This window comes from Streptomyces sp. CAU 1734, from assembly GCF_039888735.1.
In the GTDB taxonomy this organism is placed as follows: Bacteria; Actinomycetota; Actinomycetes; order Streptomycetales; family Streptomycetaceae; genus Streptomyces.
The window spans coordinates 174,612-194,603 of sequence record NZ_JBDQQP010000010.1 but is presented as its reverse complement, the minus strand read 5'-3'; the positions used below and the strand labels follow the sequence as shown (position 1 = coordinate 194,603).

The 19,992-nt window shown below is 72.4% G+C and carries 17 protein-coding genes, 1 pseudogene and 1 riboswitch; of the genes and pseudogenes, 4 read left to right on the top strand and 14 right to left on the bottom strand.

Translation table 11 applies throughout. The features are described from left to right. Nucleotides 1–32: 32 nt before the first annotated feature. Nucleotides 33–1,418, bottom strand: coding sequence for an NAD(P)/FAD-dependent oxidoreductase (locus AAFN69_RS20740; RefSeq protein ID WP_347730091.1), 1,386 nt, complete (start codon nucleotides 1,416–1,418; stop codon nucleotides 33–35). A 504-nt stretch (nucleotides 1,419–1,922) separates the two neighbouring features. On the opposite strand from AAFN69_RS20740, the gene AAFN69_RS20735 reads away from it, so the two are divergent. Together AAFN69_RS20735 and AAFN69_RS20730 are read left to right on the top strand one after the other, a co-directional pair. Beyond that, nucleotides 1,923–2,195 (top strand): type II toxin-antitoxin system Phd/YefM family antitoxin, encoded by a 273-nt coding sequence (locus AAFN69_RS20735; protein ID WP_347730090.1) that lies wholly within the window; start codon nucleotides 1,923–1,925, stop codon nucleotides 2,193–2,195. Further along, nucleotides 2,192–2,461 (top strand): type II toxin-antitoxin system RelE/ParE family toxin, encoded by a 270-nt coding sequence (locus tag AAFN69_RS20730; RefSeq protein ID WP_347730088.1) that lies wholly within the window; start codon nucleotides 2,192–2,194, stop codon nucleotides 2,459–2,461. The genes AAFN69_RS20735 and AAFN69_RS20730 overlap by 4 nt, the downstream gene beginning before the upstream one ends. Before the next feature lie 83 nt (nucleotides 2,462–2,544). Here the strand turns inward: AAFN69_RS20730 and AAFN69_RS20725 are convergent, their stop codons facing one another. The 13 genes and pseudogenes from AAFN69_RS20725 to AAFN69_RS20665 all read right to left on the bottom strand — a co-directional run bounded on the left by AAFN69_RS20725 (nucleotide 2,545) and on the right by AAFN69_RS20665 (nucleotide 17,623). Next, entirely contained in the window at nucleotides 2,545–3,471 is a 927-nt protein-coding gene (locus tag AAFN69_RS20725; RefSeq protein WP_347730086.1) for a Ppx/GppA phosphatase family protein, read from the bottom strand. Continuing rightward, nucleotides 3,468–4,031, bottom strand: a complete 564-nt coding sequence (locus tag AAFN69_RS20720) for a DUF501 domain-containing protein (protein ID WP_347730085.1) — start codon at nucleotides 4,029–4,031, stop codon at nucleotides 3,468–3,470. The genes AAFN69_RS20725 and AAFN69_RS20720 overlap by 4 nt, the downstream gene beginning before the upstream one ends. Nucleotides 4,032–4,124: 93 nt before the next feature. Continuing rightward, nucleotides 4,125–4,595, bottom strand: coding sequence for a septum formation initiator family protein (locus AAFN69_RS20715; protein WP_347730084.1), 471 nt, complete (start codon nucleotides 4,593–4,595; stop codon nucleotides 4,125–4,127). Between the two features lie 184 nt (nucleotides 4,596–4,779). Continuing rightward, nucleotides 4,780–6,066: a phosphopyruvate hydratase gene (gene eno, locus AAFN69_RS20710; protein ID WP_347730083.1), complete on the bottom strand. Its 1,287-nt coding sequence runs from the start codon at nucleotides 6,064–6,066 to the stop codon at nucleotides 4,780–4,782. Nucleotides 6,067–6,651: 585 nt separating this feature from the next. After that, a complete protein-coding gene (locus AAFN69_RS20705) occupies nucleotides 6,652–7,365 on the bottom strand; it encodes a transglycosylase family protein (RefSeq protein WP_347730082.1) in 714 nt (237 codons plus the stop codon). A gap of 3 nt (nucleotides 7,366–7,368) precedes the next feature. Continuing rightward, nucleotides 7,369–7,541: riboswitch (cyclic di-AMP (ydaO/yuaA leader) on the bottom strand. Between the two features lie 288 nt (nucleotides 7,542–7,829). Then, on the bottom strand, nucleotides 7,830–8,744 hold the full coding sequence (locus tag AAFN69_RS20700) for a transglycosylase family protein (protein WP_347730081.1): 915 nt from the start codon (nucleotides 8,742–8,744) through the stop codon (nucleotides 7,830–7,832). A gap of 159 nt (nucleotides 8,745–8,903) precedes the next feature. After that, nucleotides 8,904–10,415: a cytochrome P450 gene (locus AAFN69_RS20695; protein WP_347730080.1), complete on the bottom strand. Its 1,512-nt coding sequence runs from the start codon at nucleotides 10,413–10,415 to the stop codon at nucleotides 8,904–8,906. A 30-nt stretch (nucleotides 10,416–10,445) separates the two neighbouring features. Beyond that, nucleotides 10,446–11,432, bottom strand: coding sequence for a nucleoside triphosphate pyrophosphohydrolase (locus AAFN69_RS20690; RefSeq protein ID WP_347730079.1), 987 nt, complete (start codon nucleotides 11,430–11,432; stop codon nucleotides 10,446–10,448). A gap of 19 nt (nucleotides 11,433–11,451) precedes the next feature. Then, nucleotides 11,452–12,114 carry a SurA N-terminal domain-containing protein gene (locus tag AAFN69_RS20685; protein ID WP_347730078.1) on the bottom strand — a complete coding sequence of 221 codons (663 nt, stop codon included), beginning with the start codon at nucleotides 12,112–12,114 and terminating at the stop codon, nucleotides 11,452–11,454. 243 nt (nucleotides 12,115–12,357) lie between these two features. Next, nucleotides 12,358–12,729: pseudogene (locus tag AAFN69_RS20680) on the bottom strand (GtrA family protein); the annotation flags it as partial. Nucleotides 12,730–12,994: 265 nt separating this feature from the next. After that, entirely contained in the window at nucleotides 12,995–14,530 is a 1,536-nt protein-coding gene (locus tag AAFN69_RS20675) for a serine/threonine-protein kinase (RefSeq protein WP_347730077.1), read from the bottom strand. Then, nucleotides 14,527–15,276 carry a hypothetical protein gene (locus AAFN69_RS20670; protein ID WP_347730076.1) on the bottom strand — a complete coding sequence of 250 codons (750 nt, stop codon included), beginning with the start codon at nucleotides 15,274–15,276 and terminating at the stop codon, nucleotides 14,527–14,529. The genes AAFN69_RS20675 and AAFN69_RS20670 overlap by 4 nt, the downstream gene beginning before the upstream one ends. A gap of 112 nt (nucleotides 15,277–15,388) precedes the next feature. Beyond that, nucleotides 15,389–17,623, bottom strand: coding sequence for an N-6 DNA methylase (locus AAFN69_RS20665; protein WP_347730075.1), 2,235 nt, complete (start codon nucleotides 17,621–17,623; stop codon nucleotides 15,389–15,391). A 215-nt stretch (nucleotides 17,624–17,838) separates the two neighbouring features. Here AAFN69_RS20665 and AAFN69_RS20660 point away from each other — a divergent pair, with 215 nt between their 5' ends. Beyond that, complete coding sequence (locus tag AAFN69_RS20660) at nucleotides 17,839–18,771, top strand: DUF4190 domain-containing protein (RefSeq protein WP_347730074.1); 933 nt, start codon at nucleotides 17,839–17,841, stop codon at nucleotides 18,769–18,771. 249 nt (nucleotides 18,772–19,020) lie between these two features. Further along, complete coding sequence (locus tag AAFN69_RS20655) at nucleotides 19,021–19,830, top strand: hypothetical protein (protein ID WP_347730073.1); 810 nt, start codon at nucleotides 19,021–19,023, stop codon at nucleotides 19,828–19,830. The last annotated feature ends 162 nt before the right edge of the window (nucleotides 19,831–19,992 follow it).

Below are 19,992 nucleotides of genomic sequence, written 5' to 3'. Positions count from 1 at the left end.
GGTGCCGGATCAGACGGCCGGCGTCGGCCGGGTCAGGAGGCCCTGGCCTTCTCCGGGGCGGCGGGAGCGACGGCCGGAGCCGGGGCCGGCTTCGCGGCCTCGTAGAACTCCTCGCGCGGCGACTCGATCGCACCGAGCGAGACGACCTCGCGCTTGAGGAACATCGCGAGCGTCCAGTCGGCGAAGACCCGGATCTTGCGGTTGAAGGTCGGCATGGCCATGCCGTGGTAGCCACGGTGCATGTACCACGCCAGCCGGCCGCGAAGCTTGATCTTCCACTTGCCGACGACGATCATCGCGACGCCCTTGTGCAGGCCCAGACCGGCGACCGCACCCTTGTTGGCGTGGCTGTACTCCTTCTGCGGGAAGCCCCGCATACCGGAGATCACATTGTCGCCGAGGACCTTCGACTGCCGGAGCGCGTGCTGTGCGTTCGGCGGGCACCAGGCGTTCTCGACTCCGGCCTTGCGGGCCGCCATGTCCGGGACCTGGGCGTTGTCGCCCGCGGCCCAGATGTAGTCGGTGCCCTGCACCTGGAGCGTGGCGGCGGTGTCCACATGACCCCGGGGGCCGAGCGGCAGGCCGTAGCGGGCCAGCGCCGGGTTCGGCTTCACACCGGCGGTCCACACGATGGTGTCGGAGTCGACCTCCAGGCCGTTCTTCAGCACCACGTGGCCGTCGACGCAGGAGTCCATGGAGGTCTGGAGGTAGATCTCGACACCCCGGCCCTCCAGGTGCTCCTTGCCGTAGGCGCCCAGCTTCGGGCCGACCTCGGGAAGGATCTTGTCGGCCGCGTCGACCAGGATGAAGCGCATGTCCTCGCGCTTCACGTTGTTGTAGTACTTGGCCGCGTCGCGGGCCAGGTCCTCCACCTCGCCGATGGTCTCGGCGCCGGCGAAGCCGCCGCCGACGAAGACGAAGGTGAGCGCCTTGCGGCGGATCGCCTCATCGGTGGTGGAGTCGGCCTTGTCGAGCTGCTCCAGCACGTGGTTGCGGAGACCGATGGCCTCCTCGATGCCCTTCATGCCGATGCCCTGCTCGGCGAGGCCGGGGATCGGGAAGGTGCGGGAGATGGCTCCGAGCGCGACCACGAGGTAGTCGAAGGGCAGCTCATACGCGTCACCGACGAGCGGGGACACCGTGGCGACCTTGCGGTCCTGGTCGATGGAGGTGACTCGGCCGGTGAGGACCTCGGCCTTCGGCAGCACGCGTCGCAGCGGGACGACGACGTGCCGGGGCGAGATGCTGCCGGCCGCGGCTTCGGGGAGGAAGGGCTGATACGTCATGTACGAGCGCGGGTCCACGACCGTGACGGTCGCTTCGCCGTACCGCATCTTCTTCAGAATGCGGCGCGCCGCGTACAGGCCAACGTATCCACCGCCTACTACGAGGATCCTGGGACGCTCCGTGGTGCTCATGCCATCGAGTATCCACCCCGCCGACAGGGGGTGCTCGTGAGCCCCTTCACAAGGAGTGCACTCACCTCTGCTACACTGCGCCGCCGCGTGATCGAGGTCATGCCTTCCAGAGGGAACCACCGGGGGCACCGGGACGTTGGGAACCCCCTGTGATCAGGCCCTTCGACCCTCCGCGAGAGTGGACCACGCCCCGGCTTCACACGGAAGAAACATGCCGTGAACCGCCCGATAACCCCTTCGAGTGGCCCAACGGCCCCCCAGGGAGGGCCTTTCGGCCCCCTGGAGCGCCCATCAGGGCCTTTTTCCTTGTGAAGAACTTCACGAAGTTGGTTTCGGGCCGGGTTCCGGACCGGGTTCCCGGCCCGCCGGCGGGCCCGCCCGCGGCAATGGATCACGCTCCTCCGGGGCCGCGGACACCGCTCCGGGCAAGGTCGCGCGCGCCACTCGGCCGGGCACCCGGCGCCACTCCAGCGCGTGTACACATCTGCGCGTACACTTCCCCCCATGACCGAGAGCACTGTGACCGTACGGGAAGCCCGCGCACACCTGGCGGACCACATCAATCGCGCCGCCGAGGGATCGCCCACGGTGATCACCCGCAATGGCGAGCCCGTCGCGGCCGTGGTGCCCATCGCGGATTTCAACGCGCTGGAGGAGGCGGCCGACGTGCTGCTGGCCCGGGAGGCGGAAGCGGTCCTGGCCGGGGGCGGCCCCACCGTGACCATGGCGGAACTGCTGGCCGACCTGTTCACGGAAGATCGTGAGAGCGCGGTATGAAGTACGCGTTCCGGTTCACGGCTGCGGCGCAACGGCAGCTTCGCGGTATCGACCGGCCCGCCGCCATGCGGATCCTGGCCGCGCTGACGGCGCTCGGTGACGATCCGTACCGCGAGGATGCCGACATCAGGAAGCTCACCGGACCGTCAGGGCTCCACCGGCTTCGAGTCGGTGGTTACCGGGTCGCCTACCGGGTCGAGGACGGCGAGCTCGTCATTCCCGTCGTCAAGGTGGGCGACCGGCGCGACGGGTACCGCAGCCTCTGACGGCCGCGGCCTCCGCCGGCCCGCACAGGCGCCCGGGACGGGCGCCGGAGCCCGGAGAGACTCCGGGCTTCCGGCCTCCTCCATTACCCGGCGGCGGGCACCAGGCTCCAGGCGATTCCGTCGAGGATGTCGTGCTCGCTCACGACCACCTCACGGGCGCCGGTCCGCTCCATGATCGCGAGAAGTACCAGCGCGCCGGCGATGATCACATCGACCCGGCCCGGGTGCATCACCGGAATCGCGGCGCGCTCCTCGTGGCGGGCGGCCGTCAGCTCGCGGGTGATCTCGGCGACCCGCTCGCGGGAGACCCGGGAGTGGTGGATGGCCTCGGAGTCGTACGCGGGGAGGCCCAGCTCGATCCCGGCGATCGTGGTGACCGTGCCGGCCAGGCCCACCAGGGTCCGGGCGCCGGTGAGCGGGACGGTCTCCGCGGCCAGGTCGAGCGCCGCCTCGATGTCCGCGCGGACGGCCGCCAGCTCGGCGGCGGCGGGCGGGTCGCTGCGGATATGGCGTTCGGTCAGGCGTACGCAGCCGATGTCCACCGAGCGGGCCGCCTCGACCCGGTCCCGGCCGGTGACGAATTCGGTGGAGCCGCCGCCGATGTCCACGACCAGGCGTTCCTCATGGCCGGGGAGATCCCCGGTGGCGCCGGTGAAGGAGAACGCGGCCTCCTGGTCGCCGCTGATCACCTCGGGTTCAACACCGAGGATCGCGAGCACCCCGGCGGTGAAGTCGTCCCGGTTCTCCGCGTCGCGCGAGGCGGAGGTGGCCACGAAGCGGACCCGCTCCGCCCCGAGCTCCCCGATGACGGCGGCGTACTCCCGGCAGGCGGCGAAGGTGCGCTCCAGCGCCTCGGGGGCCAGCCGGCCGGTGCGGTCCACACCCTGGCCGAGGCGGACGATCGTCATCCGGCGGTCGAGCTCGGTCAGGACACCGGTGGCCGGGTCGGCGTCGGCGACGAGAAGCCGGATGGAGTTGGTACCGCAGTCGATCGCGGCGACGCGGGTCATGCGGACTCCCCTCCGGCGGCCGGAGCGGATCCGGCGGCGGCCGGCTCGCACGGGGAGACGCACGGGCCCTTCCGCCACCACTCGGGCAGCATCGCGATCGCCTCGTCACCGAGCGGATTGACCCCGGGCCCGGCCGCGAGCGAGTGCCCGACCAGGACATGGAGGCACTTCACCCGGTCCGGCATGCCGCCGGCGCTGGGGAACCCCTGGAGCACGTCGATGGCGTCCCGGCGCTCGATGTAGTCCTCGTGGGCCGCGCGATAGGCCGCGGCGAGCTCCGGATCGGCCGCCAGCCGCTCCGACATCTCCTTCATCACGCCGTTCGCCTCCAGCGTGCCGATCGCCGAGGCCGCCCGGGGGCAGGTCAGGTAGTACAGCGTCGGGAACGGGGTGCCGTCCGGGAGCCGGGGCGCCGTCTCGACGACATCCGGGAGGCCGCAGGGGCAGCGGTGCGCGATGGCGCGCAGACCGCGCGGCGGGCGGCCGAGCTGCTCCTGGAAGGCCGCGATGTCCGCGTCGGTCGGCTCGGTGGGTGCGGTGTGGGGAGGAGGGGTTTCCATGCCTGCCTTGGCTCTACGGTTCCGTGCTTCTGCGTTTGCTGGACGCCGGTGCCGGGCGCTGCCGCCCGGTCCCGGCTGGTGCGGGGGCGGCGGTCAGCCGCGGTCCGCCTTGTCGACGCCGTCCCAGACGCCCGAGTACCAGGGGCGTTCCGCCGAGCCGTCCTCGCTGCGGCGTTCCTCGGCGGCGTCGGGGTCGATCATCGTGTACCCGGTCTCGCCCGGCAGCACATAGTGCAGATGCTCCCGGGCCAGCCGCTGGATGTACATGTCGTCCTGGAGCCGGGCCTTCTCGTCCCGGAGCCGTTCGACCTGGCGCTCCGCCTCGGCCATCCGCTCCCGCTGTTCGGCCATCTCGCCGCCCTGGGAGACGTACTGCCGCATGGGGTACGCGAGGGCGACGATCAGCGAACAGACCACCAGGGCGAGAAAGGCCGCCCGGCCGGTGAGCCGGGAGCGCCGGGCCTGGCGCCTGGTCTGGGAACGGTAGACCCGGGCGGCGGTCTGCTCACCGATCAGCCGCAGCCTGGTCGCGGTGGAGAACCGGTCGCGGTTCCTCCCGGCCATGTCTCCCGCCTCCCCTGTTCAGCGCCGGTGCCCGGTCCCGGGGGTCTGAGGAGCCCGGTCCCGACGTGCGTACGTCCCCGGACACGGTACGGGACCGCGGCCGGGGACGTACGGACGACTGGCGGGACCCGGCCGCCCCGAGAGGCGGCCGGCCCGGTGGGTCGGCCCGGGGAGTGCCGGTGGATCAGCCCTTGAAGCGGGGGAACGCGCTCCGGCCGGCGTACACCGCGGCGTCGTCGAGGATCTCCTCGATGCGCAGCAGCTGGTTGTACTTGGCGACGCGCTCGGAGCGGGCCGGGGCGCCGGTCTTGATCTGGCCGCAGTTGGTGGCGACGGCGAGGTCGGCGATGGTGACGTCCTCGGTCTCACCGGAGCGGTGCGACATCATGCACTTGAAGCCGCTGCGCTGGGCCAGCTCGACGGCGTCCAGGGTCTCGGTCAGCGAACCGATCTGGTTGACCTTGACGAGCAGGGCGTTGGCGGAGCCCTCGTCGATGCCGCGGGCCAGCCGCTCCGGGTTGGTGACGAAGAGGTCGTCGCCGACGATCTGGACCTTGGTGCCCAGCTTGTCGGTGAGCACCTTCCAGCCGGCCCAGTCGTCCTCGAAGAGCGGGTCCTCGATGGAGACCAGCGGGTAGGCCGCGACCAGCTCCTCGTAGTACTCGGTCAGCTCGGCGGCGGAGAGGGACTTGCCCTCGAACTCGTAGACGCCGTCCTTGTAGAACTCGGAGGCGGCGACGTCGAGCGCGAGCGCGATGTCCTTGCCGGGGGCGTAACCGGCTTCCTTGATCGCTTCGAGGATCAGGTCCAGCGCGGCACGGTTGGAGTCGAGGTTCGGCGCGAAGCCGCCCTCGTCGCCGAGGCCGGTGGAGAGGCCCTTCTGCTTCAGCACCTTCTTGAGGGTGTGGTAGACCTCGGTGCCCCAGCGCAGGGCCTCGGAGAAGGACTCCGCGCCGATCGGGGCGATCATGAACTCCTGGATGTCCACATTGGAGTCGGCGTGCGAGCCGCCGTTCAGGATGTTCATCATCGGAACGGGCAGCAGGTGCGCGTTCGGGCCGCCGAGGTAGCGGAAGAGCGGCAGGTCGGACGCCTCGGAGGCGGCGTGCGCCACGGCGAGCGAGACGCCGAGGATGGCGTTGGCGCCGAGCGAGGACTTGTCCGGGGTGGCGTCCAGGTCGAACATCGCCTGGTCGATCAGGCGCTGCTCGGTGGCGTCGTAGCCGACCAGCTCGGGGCCGATCTGCTCGATGACGGCGAGAACGGCCTTCTCGACGCCCTTGCCCTGGTAGCGGTTGGGGTCGCCGTCACGAAGCTCAAGGGCCTCGAACGCTCCGGTGGAGGCACCGGACGGAACGGCGGCACGGCCGGTGCTTCCGTCGTCGAGGCCAACCTCGACCTCGACCGTGGGATTGCCTCGGGAGTCCAGGATTTCCCGGGCTACGACGACGTCGATGGACGGCACGAGCATCTCCTTCTGGGATGTGACGCATGGGGTGCAGGGTCTCTTGGCCTTGCGGCAAGAGCCTATCCGGCGGCCGGGGGTCTCCTCGCGGATGCCCGCCCCCTGGGACGAAAAAGCCGGTGCCATCCGCGCGGTCCGGGACAAACAACCCCGCACCTACCAGGGGGTAACGAAAAGAACCCCGGGCCCGGCGCGGACAGGGGGAGTGCGCCGGGCCGGGGTGGCCCCTGGGTCCGGCCCCCGCGCGCGGGGGCCGGGTGCCGGGGTCCGTCCGGGCCGCCCTGCGCCGTTCGGGGCGCGGCACGGCCGGACGGACGCCCGGGGTGGGTACGGACCCGGGGTGCGGTCCCGGGGCGCGGTCCCGGTGGGGGTACGGGACAGCGGATCCGGGTGCGGTCCCCGTCGGGTACGGGACGGGCGGGGCCGGTTGTACGGGTGTGGCCGGTGGGGGCGGCCGGTGCGCGGGGCCGGTGGGGGGACGGCCGGTGCGCGGACGCGGTGCGGCCCGCGGGCCCGGTTCGGCCGGCACCGGAGCCGTGGGGGCGCGGTGCGGGCCGGAGCCGGGCGGTGGTGCGGGCCGCCCCGGGAGGGTCAGCTCAGGTCGAGCTGCTGGCCCGGGTAGATGACGTCCGCGTTGTCCACGATGTCCTTGTTGAGCTCGAAGAGCTTCGCCCAGCCGCCGTCGACCTTCTCGGCCGCGGCGATGCTGCTGAGGGTGTCGCCGGACTTGACCTCGTACTCGCCGTCGCCCTTCTCGAAGCCCTTGGCCGCGGGACGCTCGGAGCGGGTGGTCGGGGCCTCGGCGCGCTGCTGCGGCTGGGCCTGGCGCTCCTGCTTCGGCTGGGCGGCCTGCGGCTGCTCCTGCTTCGGCTGGGCCGGCTGCTGCTTCGGCTGCTCCTGCTTGGGCTGCTCGGCGGCGCCGCCGCCGTACGGGGTGTTCGAGAGGCCCACGCCACAGGACGGCCAGGCGCCCTTGCCCTGGCCCGCGAGGACCTTCTCGGCGATCTCGATCTGCTGGGACTTGCTGGCCTGGTTGGCCTGCGCCGCGTACTTGGTGCCGCCGAAGGCGGCCCAGGTGGAGGACGAGAACTGGAGGCCGCCGTAGTAGCCGTTGCCGGTGTTGATGGACCAGTTGCCGCCGGACTCGCACTGCGCGACCTTGTCCCACTCGGCGGCGGTGGCGGCCGAGGCCGAGGTGGCGCCGATCAGCGGGGCGGCGACGGCAGCGCCGGTGACACCGGCGAAGGCGACGAGGCGGACGGCCCTGGACGGACGGCGGTGCTTGCCCTTGCTGGAAAACAGCATGGTGGATCTCCTCACCGACGCCTGCGAGGTGAGCTGTCGGGTTCGGGCCAATGAGTGCCCGGCCGTGCGTCCTTGCGCACGGCTCCACCCCAAGCCGGTGATCCGCCATTCGTCCTGAACGGCGGGGCCGGCACTTACCTTGGGTCCCCCGCTCCTGCCTTCGGCGCTCTCGCGTCGAGTACTCCCCCCGACCGACGGCAGGATTCGGCGTGACGGTCAGCGGTGCCCGCGATGGCGAGCGGTCAGACCGTAATCACAGGGCTCCCCGATGTTCAAAGAGGGAACATCGGGGAGAAAACGCCCATCCCGCCCCTGACCCGATCCATGTTTCCCCAGGTCGGGGGCGGAATCTCCGATTCCGGTGGGCGGGCCGTGCCACTTACCGCAAAGAGACCCTTGTCTCACTTCGGCAAATATGGACAAAATCCCGCGAACCACACCGGTTTCCGGCCCTGCCCCGGGCCCTACTTCGGGTCGAGGGCCAGGCTCTGACCAGGGTGGATGAGGTCGGGGTCGGCGCCGACCTCCTCGCGGTTGGCCTCATAGAGGCCGGTCCACCCCTCGTCGAGCTTCTGCTCCTGCGCGATGGCCCAGAGGCTGTCCCCCGGGCGGACGGTGTAGGTGCCCGGCTCGGCGTCGGCGCCGTCGACGCCCTTGACGACCTCCACCTTCTTCTCCCCGGCGGCGGTGTCCGCCACGGGGGACCGGCCGCCCGAGTCGCCGCGCGAGACATGGCCGGGCTCGGAGCCCCGGGCCGGGCCCGGGCCCGCCGTGCCGTCGCTCTTCGGCTCACCGGTCCCGGTGGGCGCCGCGGACTTCTCCGGGCCGGAGGCCGGCGACTCCGTCGCGGGCTCGCCCCGGTGCTTGCCCGCGCTGGTCCCGGCCCCCGGGCCGGCGCCCTTCGGCGTGCCGGCGGACGGCTCGGCCGCGGTGGATCTACCGGCGGGGGTTTCGGCGGACTTCGGCTCGGCGGCCGGCTTCGGCGCGGACTTCGGCTTGCCGGCCGCGGGGGCCTTGTCCGGCTTCGCCGCATCCGTGCCGGTGGAACCGGTGCCGTTTCCGGCCGGGGCGCCGTCGGTCAGACCCGCTATGCCGGCACAGGAGGCCCATGCCTTGACGCCCTGGGCGGCGAGCACCTTCTCCGCCACGATGATCTGCTGCGAGCGGCTGGCGAGGTCGGCGCGCGAGGCGTACTCCGTACCGCCGTGCGCCTCCCAGGCGGCCTGGGAGAGCTGAAGCCCTCCGTAGTAGCCGTTGCCGGTGTCGGCGCTCCAGCTGCCACCGCTCTCGCACTCGGCGATCCGGTCCCAGGTGGAGGACTCGACGGCGGAGGCGGAACCCGCGCCCAGCAAGGGGATCGCGATGGCCGATCCCGTCACGCCCGCAGCGACGACGAGAGCGGGGGCCTGACGCGGTCGCCGATGACGGCCATTCCCGGAGAGCATGTGATTGCCTTTCACCAGACTGCTTGAGTCCGGGTGAACGTAGCCGCACTCGAACGTGAGTCACAAGTCGGTGCAGCGGAGATCACACGCAGATCACAGATGTGACGGCGCATCAGTTTTCACCGGAGTGAACTCCACCGGAAGGGTGCGCAGTCCACGCATAATCAGGCCACCGCGCCAGCGCAAATCGGCCGGATCGGCGGCCAGTCGCAGGTCAGGCAAGTCGCGGAAGAGAGTGGCGAGGGCGGTCCCGCCCTCCAGCCGGGCGAGCGGCGCACCGAGGCAGTAGTGGATGCCGTGCCCGTATCCGAGGTGTTGATTGTCGCGGCGGGAAAGATTGAGAACATCCGGCTCGGGGAAGCGTTCCGGGTCGCGATCGGCGGCGGCGAGCACGACGAGAACCGGATCGCCGGCCGCGATCCGCTGCCCGCCGATGGTCAGTCCGGTGGTGGCGAACCGCCAGGTGGCCATCTCCACCGGACCGTCGTGGCGGAGCAGTTCCTCCACCGCGGTGTCCACCGCCGCACTGTCGCCGGCGTCCACCGCGCTCTGGAAAAGGGTGCGCTGAGCGGGGTTGCGGAGCAGGGAGTACGTCCCGTTTCCCACGAGATTGACGGTCGTCTCGAAACCGGCGAAAAGCAGGATGAAGGCCATGGCGGCGGCCTCGTTCTCGGTGAGGTGCTCACCGTGGTCGCTCGCCCGGATGAGACCGGAGATCAGATCGTCGCCGAGGTCGCCGCGCTTGCGGTGGATCAGCTCCAGCAGATAGCCGCGCATCTTCTTCACCGAGCGGGCGACCCCGCCGCGCGGACCGCCGCCGTGCCGGATCATCATCCCGGCCCAGTCGCGGAAGTCGTCCTGGTCCTCGGGCGGTACACCGAGCAGATCGCAGATGGCGTAGATGGGCAGCGGGAAGGCGAAGTCGTGGATCAGATCCGCCTCCCCCTTCGCGGCGAACCCCGCGATGAGGCGGTCGGTCAGTTCCTGTACGCGGGGGGCGAACTCGGCCACCCGGCGCGGGGTGAACGCCTTGGAGACCAGCCGCCGCAGCCGGGTGTGGTCGGGCGGGTCGATATTGAGCAGATGCGTCATCAGCTCGGCCTTGCGCTCGCCGGGGATGCCGGTCTTGCCCCTGGCATGGGCGGGTTCGGCGTGGTTGGCCGGGTTCTTGCTGAGCCGCTGGTCGGCGAGGGCCTGTCGGGCGTCGTCGTAACGGGTGATCAGCCATGCCTCCACGCCGCTGGGCAGCCGGGTGCGGTGGACCGGGGCGTGCTCGCGCAGCCGGGCGTACGCGGGGTACGGGTCGGTCGCGAACTCCCAGGTGAAGAGCTCGGGGGCGGGGGCGGGGTTATGTCCGGGGGCGGGGTTGTGTCCGGGGTCGGGGCCGTGGACCGGGTCGGGGTCGTGGACCGGGTCGGGGCCGGATCCTTGTCCGGGGCGGGATCCGGGCGCGGGCGCGGGATCGGGTCCTTGGCCGGGCGCGGGATCGGGCGCGGGATCGGGCGCGGGCCGGCTCATCGGGCACCCGGGGGCCGCCGGGCCCGTCGGGTTCGTCGGCCCGGGGGCCTCGGGGGTTCCGGGCACGGGGGCGGTGCTGTCACTCACCCCCTGACGTTATCCGGCCGAAGCCGCGGCCTAACGCGCGGCCGGGTGCCCCTCAGCCGTACGGATCGCGTCGCGATAGGCACGGGCGGCGGCGCGCAGAGCCGCCTCCGGGTCCGTGCCGGATTCCTCGGCGCGGACGGCGAGGGCGAGCAGTTCATACCCGAGACCGTCACCGGACGGCAGCGGGACGTCGAGACCGGCGGACCGGACCCGGGACGCCAGCTTCGCCGCCAGGGCGAGGCCGGGCTGGCCGAGCGGGACGCCGTCCGTCACCGAGTCGCGCTGCTTCTCGGTCGCCTTGGTGCGGAGCCAGTGCTCCTTGACCTCCTCCGGGGTCTCGGCGGTCTCGTCGCCGAAGACATGGGGGTGGCGGTGGATCAGCTTCTCCACGATCGTCGCGGCGACATCGTCGATGGAGAACGGCTCCTCGCCGTTCTCGTCGCCCTCCTGGGCGATCCGGGCGTGGAAGACGACCTGGAGCAGTACATCGCCCAGCTCCTCCCGGAGCTCCTCGCGGTCGCCGGCCTCGATCGCCTCGACGAGCTCGTACGCCTCCTCGATGCCGTACTTGGCGAGCCCCTCGTGGGTCCGGGTGGAGGACCAGGGGCACTCGGCCCTGATCCGGTCCATGACCTGCACCAGATCGAGCAGCCGGGCGCCGGGGAGGTCGTAGGAGCCCGGGAGCAGCTCCAGATCGGGCATCCGCTCCCGGCCCGAACCGGCCAGCCGGGCGAGGCCGTCGGTGAGCGCCGACTCGCCGGTGCCCGAGGTCACCACCACGGCGGTGGCCCCATCGGCGCAGGCGTCCACCAGTTCGCGGGCGGCCGGTGCGGCGATCTCCACGGTGACGCCCGCCTCGCGGAGGTAGGGCAGCTGGGGGTGGGCGGGGTCGGCGCAGAGCACCCGGCCGGCCGTGCGCAGGGTCTGCCAGGCGGGCCAGGACAGCAGTCCGGGGGCGACCCGGTGGCTCGCGGTGAGCAGGACGATGCGGCCGGTGGCGGGGGTGTCAGTGGTCACCCCCCGAACCTACCTCGGGTCACGCGCCGTCCGGCACGGCCTCCGGCTCCGGCTCGGGCTGCTTGGATACCTGGCTGATCCAGGGGGCCTTGTACTCGCCGAGCTCCAGCTTCTGATCGCTCCAGCTCCCGAAGCGGGGGTTCACGTCGATGTCGAGTGCCCTGGCGGCGGAGGTGAAGGCGGCGTTCAGCTTCTGCCGGCCCTGATCGGTGTTCCCGGCGCCGATGGACTCCGCGAGCTTGCCGATGAGGATGTCGCGGCCCACCGCGTCGTCCAGCTCGTCGGGGGACACCCCGCGCTGCTGGAGATACATGGCGGCGAGCTGCTCCTCGCCGCCCGACTGCTGGACGATGGCGGCCCGGCCGTCCTGGACCTCCTTGCGGCTGACCGTGACGCCGGCGTCGGCGGCGGCGCGCTCGACCACCCGGTCAACGATGAGGTCGTACAGCTTGGCCCGGCTGAGCTGCCCGCTGTCCTTGATGAGCTGGGCGGCCTGCGGGGACTTCTGCTGCGCGGCCCTGGTGTCCCTGACCTCCGCCTGGACGGTGGAGACCTCGATGCGCTCTCCGTCGACCACGGCGGCGGCACCCGGACGCGCGTCGTTGGCGCAGCCGGCGAGGAAGGGCGCGGCGGCGAGCAGTGCGGCGGTGACGGTGATCGCGGTGCGACGGCGGCGGTGCAAGGGAGCCTCCCGGCGGGTGATTGTGCGACGGTTCACAAAGCCCTGCGTGATGATGTTAGGCAGTACGGGCGGTCCCGGCCACTACTTCGCGGTCACTGATTCCGCCGGGGGCCCGGCATCCGGTGACGGGGTGGTGCCGGCACCGTACGAGGGCCCGCTCGCGGCATGCTCCAGAGCGGCGCCCGGGCGTCCGCCGGGCTCCTCCCCGGGGAGCGGACCGGTACCGGTGCCGGCTCTCCGGGCGGGCTCCGGGCGGAGCATGATCGTCCGGGAGAGGACGAAGGTGACCGGGATCGCGGCGGCGGCGGCGATCAGCGGGGCGTACCGGCTGCCGAAGTGCAGGACGTCGACCAGCAGATAGACACCGGCCGTCGTGATGACGAAATTCGCCGCGTTGGTGAGCGGGAAGAGCAGGAACTTCCGCCAGGTGGGCCGGGTGCGATAGGTGAAGTACGAGGTCATGAAGAAGGACCCGACCATGCTGAGCAGAAACGCGGCGACATGCGCGGCCACATAGGGCAGCCACATCAGCATGATCAGGTAGAGGCCGTAGTAGGTACCGGTGTTCACCGCTCCCACCAGGGCGAATCTCAGCAACTGGCCCCGGACTGTCATGGTCTGCTCCCCCGCGCTGTTCCCGCGCATACGACTGGTCTGCTCCCCGCTCCGGCCGGCGCCGGTGCGGGAGGACGGCCCGCGGACCGCCCGGCCGCCGGTGCGGCCCCGGTCACGGCGCCGCCGCGCCCGTCACGGCACCGTAGCGGCTCCGCCCACCGGTAGGACGATCGCGGGGCCCCTGCGGTCACGGCCCCGGCCGCACGCACCGTCCCGCTCACCGCCCCGACGTGCACCGCCCCGACGTGCACCGTCCCGCTCGCTGTCACGGGCCGCGGAACTGCTGCTGGCGGGTGAGCGCGCGGCGGAGCTCGACCGGCAGCTCGTGGTAGGGCCCGTACGCCCGCTCGGTGTCGTACAGCAGGCCCTGGAACTGCCGCTGGGCGGCGGCGTGGTCGCCGACCGCGAGCAGGAGATTCCCGATCCGGTGGCGGACGTCGAAGGCGCGGGCCCGGTCCGTGCCGCTCTCGTAGTGGGGAAGGACGGCGCGGTACTCGGCGAGCGCGTCGGCCGGGTCGCCGAGCTGTTCCAGACAGAGGGCGGTGTCATAGCGGAACTGAAGGGTCTGCGGGTCGGCCGGTCCGGCCTCGGCGGTCCGGTCGGCCGCGAGCCTGCGCAGCTCGGGCAGGGCCCGGCGGTACTGGCCGTCGTCCATCAGCGTGGTGGCGTACTGCTTGCGCAGGATCCGGACGACCGGGGAGTGCTCACCGTGCTCGGCGGCGGCGGACGGGAGGATTCCGCCGAGTATGTCCACGGCCTGGGTGATGCTGCCCTCGCCGAGCAGCCGCTTCACCTCCTCCACCGCGGTGGCGACATCGAGCCGCGGCGCGGGGGACGGCGGCGGGCCGGCGGTGAGCGGGACGGCCGTGGGCGGGCCGGCGGCCCGGTCGGGCCAGGGGGCGAAGGGTCGCAGAAACGGCCGGGTCGGATCGAGGGGGCCGCCCGGGGCGGTGTTCACGGCGCCGCGCGCGGGCAGCAGCGGCGCGAGCGCCTCGTACACCTCCCGGGCCCCGCCGGGCCGGTGCTGGGGGTCCTTGGCGAGCAGCCGCAGCACCAGCGCCTCCAGCGGTTCGGGAACCTCGGGGCGGAGCCGGCGGACCGGCAGCGGCGGTTCGTAGAGATGCCGGTGCAGGACGCCGAGGGCGGTGGAGCCCGCGAAGGGCACATTCCCGCTGAGGAGTTCATGGATCAGGATGCCGAGGGCGTACAGATCGGTGTACGGGCCCACCGCGCCGCCCATCGCCTGCTCGGGGGCCATGTAGGCGGGGCTGCCGATGGGTGAGCCGGTGTGGGTGAGGCGGGTGGTGTCGGTGTCGATGACGGAGGCGACCCCGAGGTCGAGGACGGTGACGGAACCATCGGGCCGGACCATCACATTGCGGGGCTTGAGGTCGCGGTGGACGATCGGGACGGCATGCACGGCGGCGAGCACGGCGCAGAGCTGGGCGGCGACGGAGACGGCCCACTGCCAGGGGTAGGGCTCGTGCTCGGCGAGATGGTCGGCGAGGTCGGCGCCCTCGACATGCTCCATGACGAGATAGAGATCGTCGCCGTCGCTGCCCGCGTCATGGACGGTGACCAGGCCGGGGTGGGTGACCTGGGCGGTCACCCGGCATTCGCGGACGAAGCGGCGGCGGATCTCCCCGGCGGCGGTGGCGGCCGCCATGTGGTCGGGCCGCAGCAGCTTGACGGCGACCCGGCGGTCGAGCCGGCCGTCGTATCCCGTCCAGACCTGGCCCATGCCGCCCTGGCCGAGGACGGTGGAGAGTTCGTATCTGTCCGCGATGACGCGTCCGTTCAACGCCCCTGCTCCTTGCGGAGGTAGTCGCTCAGCTCGTCCAGCTCGGCGCGGACCTGGTCGATCCTGGGCTTGTCGGGCGAGGGCGGCGGGGCGGGCTGCTGCCGGTGCGGCGGCGCGGGCGGGGGCGGCGGGACCGGCCCGGGGGTGGAGTGGCGCGGTGCCGGCACGGGGCCGGAGTGGCGCGGGACCGGCGGCGGGCCGCTGTGGTGCGGGACCGGCGGCGGCCCGAATCCGGGCGGCGGGGTGGCATGGCCGGGCTGTGCGTGGGGCTGTGCGGGCGGGTAGCCGTACCCCGGGGGCGGGGTCGCCCCGTGCGGCGGTCCGAAGACGGGCGCGGTCGTGGTGTACGGCGAGGGCGGCCCGGCCGGCGGCCGCCCGTGGACGCGGTCGGCGAGCTGCTGGTGGTGACGGATGTCGATGACCAGAAAGTGCACGGGTACGCCGATGACCATGGCCGCGAGCACCGAGAACAACACCGCGTCCAGGGCGTCCATCGGCGCGTCCGGATCCGAGCTCCAGACGCCGATCCCCACGAAGACGCCGACCGCGAGCGCGAAGGTGACGGCGGTGAGCACCCAGTCGCGGGTGCGGCGGGTGAGCAGCGCCGTCCGCACCATCGTGCCCCAGGCCAGGAACCCGCAGCTGAAGACGGCGAGCACCACGAAGACCACCCGCAGGGCGATGACCAGCCCGGCCGACGGCGGTGTCGGACCGGGTGGCGGCGGGGCATAGCCGGGGCCGTGCATTCCTGCTCCTGGTGGCCTGAGGACAAGGCAGCGCGGGAGACCGCGTTCGAGAGATGAGCGTATACACCGACAGCGACAAGGGCCTCAGGGTTGCACCGGCCTGTGGACAACTTCATGCACGAGGCCCGCCGCCCTGCCTCCCGGACTCCGGTGACGCGGCGGGGTCGGTCCCGGCGAAGGGCTGCGGAAGAGATTCCGTTTCGGGGCGGACGGTGCCGTCGGTCAGCCCGTCGTACAGGCCCTGCACCAGTTGCTCGCCCAGCCGGCCGGCCAGTCGCAGCGCCTCCTCGAAGGCGGCGAGAGCCTGGAAGCGCTCGCCGAAGCGGCGCTGGTCGGCGAGTGGGAGGCGGGGCAGCTGAACCCTGCGGACATCGAGCCGGGTGGCGGTGGAGGCGTAACTGCTGGCCTGCCGGGTGGTGGCGGTGCCGCGCAGGAATCCGGCGAGGAACCAGGGGTCGAGGGTGCCGGGGTCGGGGCGCAGGAGCTGGAGATTGCGGCCGAGGGCGGCACCGGCGGTCGCAGCGTCGACGACCCGGACGACGGAGCCGCCGCCGAGGACGGGAACGACCACATCCCCGGCGGCGATCCGGACCGGCTCGTCCTCGGCACCGTCGGGAAGGGTGCCGGTGGGAGGCGTACCGGCGAGTACGTCCTGCTCGGTGAGGACCGCACCCAGGATTCCGCTTTCGGTGCCCGTTCCGCTCGGGGCCGCGGTGGCGGACGCGGTGGCGCCGGAGCGGAGCCGGAGCGCGCCCGCGCGGGCCAGTTCGCCGATGGTGGTCACCGGCCAGGGGGCGGCCGGGGCGGGTACGGGGGCGGCGGGGGTGAGCCCGGTGGTGCGGCGGAGGGCGGCGGTGAGCCGGTCGCGCACCCGCAGGAGCTCGGCCGCGCCGACGCCCCCGGCGGGGGGCGGGACATGGCGGGCGGGGGCGAGGTCCACATCGTCGTCGAGGAGTTCGATGACCGGTACGGAGCGGCTGATTCCGGCCCCGGCGGGGTCGGGGAGACCGGCGGGCGCGGCCGTCTCGCCGGTGCCAACCGTGCCACCGGTACCGGCCGTCTCGCCGGTGCCGGCCGTGAAGGAGTGCCAGGCGGCGAGTACGGCCTTGTGCACGGCGAGCCAGTCGAGCTTGTCCCGGCCGCCGGCCGCCCCGGCGACCTCCGCGGTGTCCACGAAGAGCAGCTCGGGCGCGGGCGCGGCACCGGCCTCGGGCTTGCGCAGCACCCAGAGATGGAGCGGGATGCCGTACGGCGGCGCGGCTCCGGCGGGCAGGGCGATGACCGCGCGCAGGGCTCCGCGGCGGAGCAGTCCGGCGCGGATGCGGCGGCCGGAGCGGCGGGACGCGGCGGCGGGCGGCATCAGGACGACGGCGGTGCCGCCGGGACGCAGCCGGGCCAGCGCGTGCTGGACCCAGGCCAGCTCGGATTCGGTGCGGGCCGGGAAGCCGTACTCCCAGCGGGGGTCGTAGGCGAGTTCGTCGTGCCCCCAGTTGCGCTCGTTGAACGGCGGGTGGCAGAGGACGGCGTCGGCCGCGGTGCCCGGGAAGGCGTCGGCGCGCAGGGTGTCGCCGGCGCGGGCGCGGATGACCGCGTCCGAGAAGAGGGCGAGGCGGAGCGCGGTGAGCGCGGTGAGGTCGGGGTCGGCGTCCTGCGCGTACAGCGCGGCGGGCCGGTCGGCCGCGCGGAGCAGCATGCCGGCCCCGGCGGCCGGGTCGAGGACGGTGGTGCCGGGTCCGGCGCCGGCGAGTTCGGCCATGAGAACGGCGGGCCCGGCCGGGGTGGGGGTGTACTGGCGGAGGTTGGCGTCGAGAAAGCGGCCGAGCAGGAATTCGTAGGCCGGGCGCGGTCCGATGTCGGCGGCGAGCTCGGCGGCGGTGCGCAGTACGGCCATGTCGGCGGGTCCGGGGCGGTCCGGGCCGGTGAGCGCGGTACGGAGAAGGTCGGGGCGGTCGTCGCCGAACCGGGCGGCGAGCACGGGCTCCGCGGCGGTCGGCAGGAGTTCGGCCATCTGCCCGTCGGGGACGGCGGTCAGCTCCTGCCAGGTGACGGGGCGCTCGTGGAGGAGGAGCAGGGCGCAGCCGGTCCGGATCAGCGCGGTGGCGGTGGTCGCGGGATGGTCGGCTAGCTGCTGCCAGAGGCGTTCGCGGAGCGGGACCTCGGCGAGTTTCCCCTGGTCGCGCAGCCACTGTTCGACGTCCCGGAGGGCGAAGGACGGGCTGGTCTCGGTGCCGCCGACGGGTTTGGGGAAATCCGCGTGGCGCCTGCGCCAGTTGCTGACCGCGGCCCGTCCGACGCCGGCCAGCCGGGCGATTCCGGCGGCGGTCACCTCACTCGCGTTCTCCCGCACCCGACTGCCTCCGTCGTCCGTAGCCGCTGGTCAGTACCCCCTGCTTGTGTTCCAGAGCATAGCGGGAAGCGCAAGAGGAACCACTTCACAGTGTGATCAGACGTGAATCACGTGAATCCATGTTGACTCGGTTCACAGGCTCTGGTCTCATTGACCTGTCACCACGGGGGGCTCCCAGCCGGTCCCGATCACATGCGATGTCCGGGAGGACACTCATGTCTCACTCCATGCACCAGCCTCAGCAGGACGGCACTTCGCCGGAGTACGGGCAGCCGCAGCCATACGGACAGCCCCACGCACAGCCGCCGGGGCAGTCGTACGGACCGCCGCAGCACGGCCACCGGGCAGCGGGACCGATGCGCAACGGCCTGGGTGTCGCCGCGCTGGTGCTGGGCGTCCTCGGCCTGATCACCGGACCGATTCCGCTGATCTTCTGGCTGGGCGGCACCCTCGCCCTGCTGGCGCTGATCTTCGGCCTGGTGGGCCGGGGCCGGGCGAAGCGCGGCGAGGCGAGCAACAAGGGCGTGGCCACGGCCGGAGCGGTCCTCGGCCTGCTCGGCATGATCGGCGCCACGATCGGCGCGGCGATCACCATCATGGCGGTGGACGACGCGGTGGACGAGATCAACAAGGCCACCACCCCGGCTTCCGCCTCCAAGGAGCCCGGCTCGGGTTCGGACGCCGGCTCGGACAAGACCAAGGGGAAGAAGGGCAAGGGCAAGTCGAAGGGCGGTTCCGGCGGGGGCGGCGGCTCGTCGGAGCTGCTGGCCGCCGGTGACACCGCCGCGTACAAGGACGGCGTGAAGGTGACGATGTCCGCCGCCACCTCCTACAAGGTGGACGAGTACACCGTCGGTCACACCAAGGGGAACAAGGCGTACCAGGTGACGGTGACCCTGGAGAACACCGGTGACAAGAAGTTCGACGCCACTCTGACGACCGTCGACGCCCGGGCCGGTGAGGACGGCGTCACCGCCGAGCAGATATTCGACGGCGATGTCGGCCCCGGCTTCACCGGTACGGTGCTGCCCGGCAAGAAGGCCACCGTGGTCTACGCCTTCGACGCCCCGGCCGACGCCAAGACCCTCACGGTCGAGCTCAGCCCCGGGTTCATGCACGATGGTTCCCAGTGGGAGCTCACCCTCTGACGGAGGAGCCGCACAGGCTGCCCGGCCGCGCCCGGCCCCTCGCACCGCGCGGGGCCCCGCCCGGCCGGCCCGGCTCCCGCCCCCGCGCGGGCCGCCACTCCCCCACCCCAGGGTTCCAGCCCCCGGGCCCCACCGCCCAGCCCGGCATCTCGACCCGCAACACCCTCAGCACGCTCCACACCCTCAGCACACTGAACATCCTCGGCACGCCCAACACCCTCAGCACTCAATCCTCGACCGGAGACAGTCATGCCTTTCGCCACCCCCCGCCGCCGGCCCGCCGCGACAGCGGTGATCGCCCTGATGGTCGCCCTCTCCGCGACCGCCTGCGGCACCTCCTCGTCCACCGGGGCCGACAGCGCCAAGGACCCCAAGGGCTCCAGCGGCTCCAAGGGCGCGGAGGACGGCGCGAAGGCATTCGCCGCCAAGCCGGCGAAGGAGATCGTCGACGCGGCGACGCGCGCCACCACGGCGGCGCAGTCCCTCTCCGTGGACATGAAGATCAAGGCCGAGGAGGGCGCGATATCCGGGAAGATCGCCCTGAACCGCGCCAGTGAGTGCAAGGGCACGGTCACCGTCGGCAAGGAGGGGACCGCCGAACTCCTGAAGCCGAAGGGGCCCATCGGCTATATGCGCTTCGACGAGACGCTGCTCCGCACCCAGGGGGAGTTCTCCTCCGACGAGCAGCGCGACGCCGTGCTCAAGGTGCTGCGGGGCAAGTGGGTGAAGACCGACACCACCAAGGCCGATGAGAAGGACATGCTGCGGTTCTGCGATCTCGACGGCCTGCTCGGCGAGTGGGAGGGGGACACCGGCACAGCCCGCAAGGAGGGCGAGACCACGGTGGACGGCCGCAAGGCGATCAAGCTCACCGAGGTGGACGCGGGCGTGACCTACCGGATCTACGTCGCCGCCGAGGGCACCCCTCACATCCTGAAGATCGAGCAGGTGGGCGGCACGGAGCCCGGGACAATGACCTTCTCGGATTTCGACCTGCCGGTACAGGCGGAGAAGCCGGCCGCCAAGGACATCATCGACCTGGACAGCCCCACGGGATGACTCTCCCGCCCCCGCCGCGGCTCCGTGTCCCCGGAGCCGGCGGTACGGGCGGCGGGAGTGGCGCGGGCCCGGACCGTGGTTGTCCGGGCCCGCGGATCCCCTCTTCACGGCCGGCCGACGCCTGCCGCCACCGGCGGCGGCACAGCTGGGGCGCCGCAGCGG

Excerpts from the sequence above, each read along its gene's own strand:
- AAFN69_RS20740 (WP_347730091.1), bottom strand. The coding sequence starts at position 1,418 with ATGAGCACCACGGAGCGTCCCAGGATCCTCGTAGTAGGCGGTGGATAC.
- AAFN69_RS20735 (WP_347730090.1), top strand. The coding sequence starts at position 1,923 with ATGACCGAGAGCACTGTGACCGTACGGGAAGCCCGCGCACACCTGGCG.
- AAFN69_RS20730 (WP_347730088.1), top strand. The coding sequence starts at position 2,192 with ATGAAGTACGCGTTCCGGTTCACGGCTGCGGCGCAACGGCAGCTTCGC.
- AAFN69_RS20725 (WP_347730086.1), bottom strand. The coding sequence starts at position 3,471 with ATGACCCGCGTCGCCGCGATCGACTGCGGTACCAACTCCATCCGGCTT.
- AAFN69_RS20720 (WP_347730085.1), bottom strand. The coding sequence starts at position 4,031 with ATGGAAACCCCTCCTCCCCACACCGCACCCACCGAGCCGACCGACGCG.
- AAFN69_RS20715 (WP_347730084.1), bottom strand. The coding sequence starts at position 4,595 with ATGGCCGGGAGGAACCGCGACCGGTTCTCCACCGCGACCAGGCTGCGG.
- eno (WP_347730083.1), bottom strand. The coding sequence starts at position 6,066 with ATGCTCGTGCCGTCCATCGACGTCGTCGTAGCCCGGGAAATCCTGGAC.
- AAFN69_RS20705 (WP_347730082.1), bottom strand. The coding sequence starts at position 7,365 with ATGCTGTTTTCCAGCAAGGGCAAGCACCGCCGTCCGTCCAGGGCCGTC.
- AAFN69_RS20670 (WP_347730076.1), bottom strand. The coding sequence starts at position 15,276 with ATGCACGGCCCCGGCTATGCCCCGCCGCCACCCGGTCCGACACCGCCG.
- AAFN69_RS20660 (WP_347730074.1), top strand. The coding sequence starts at position 17,839 with ATGTCTCACTCCATGCACCAGCCTCAGCAGGACGGCACTTCGCCGGAG.
- AAFN69_RS20655 (WP_347730073.1), top strand. The coding sequence starts at position 19,021 with ATGCCTTTCGCCACCCCCCGCCGCCGGCCCGCCGCGACAGCGGTGATC.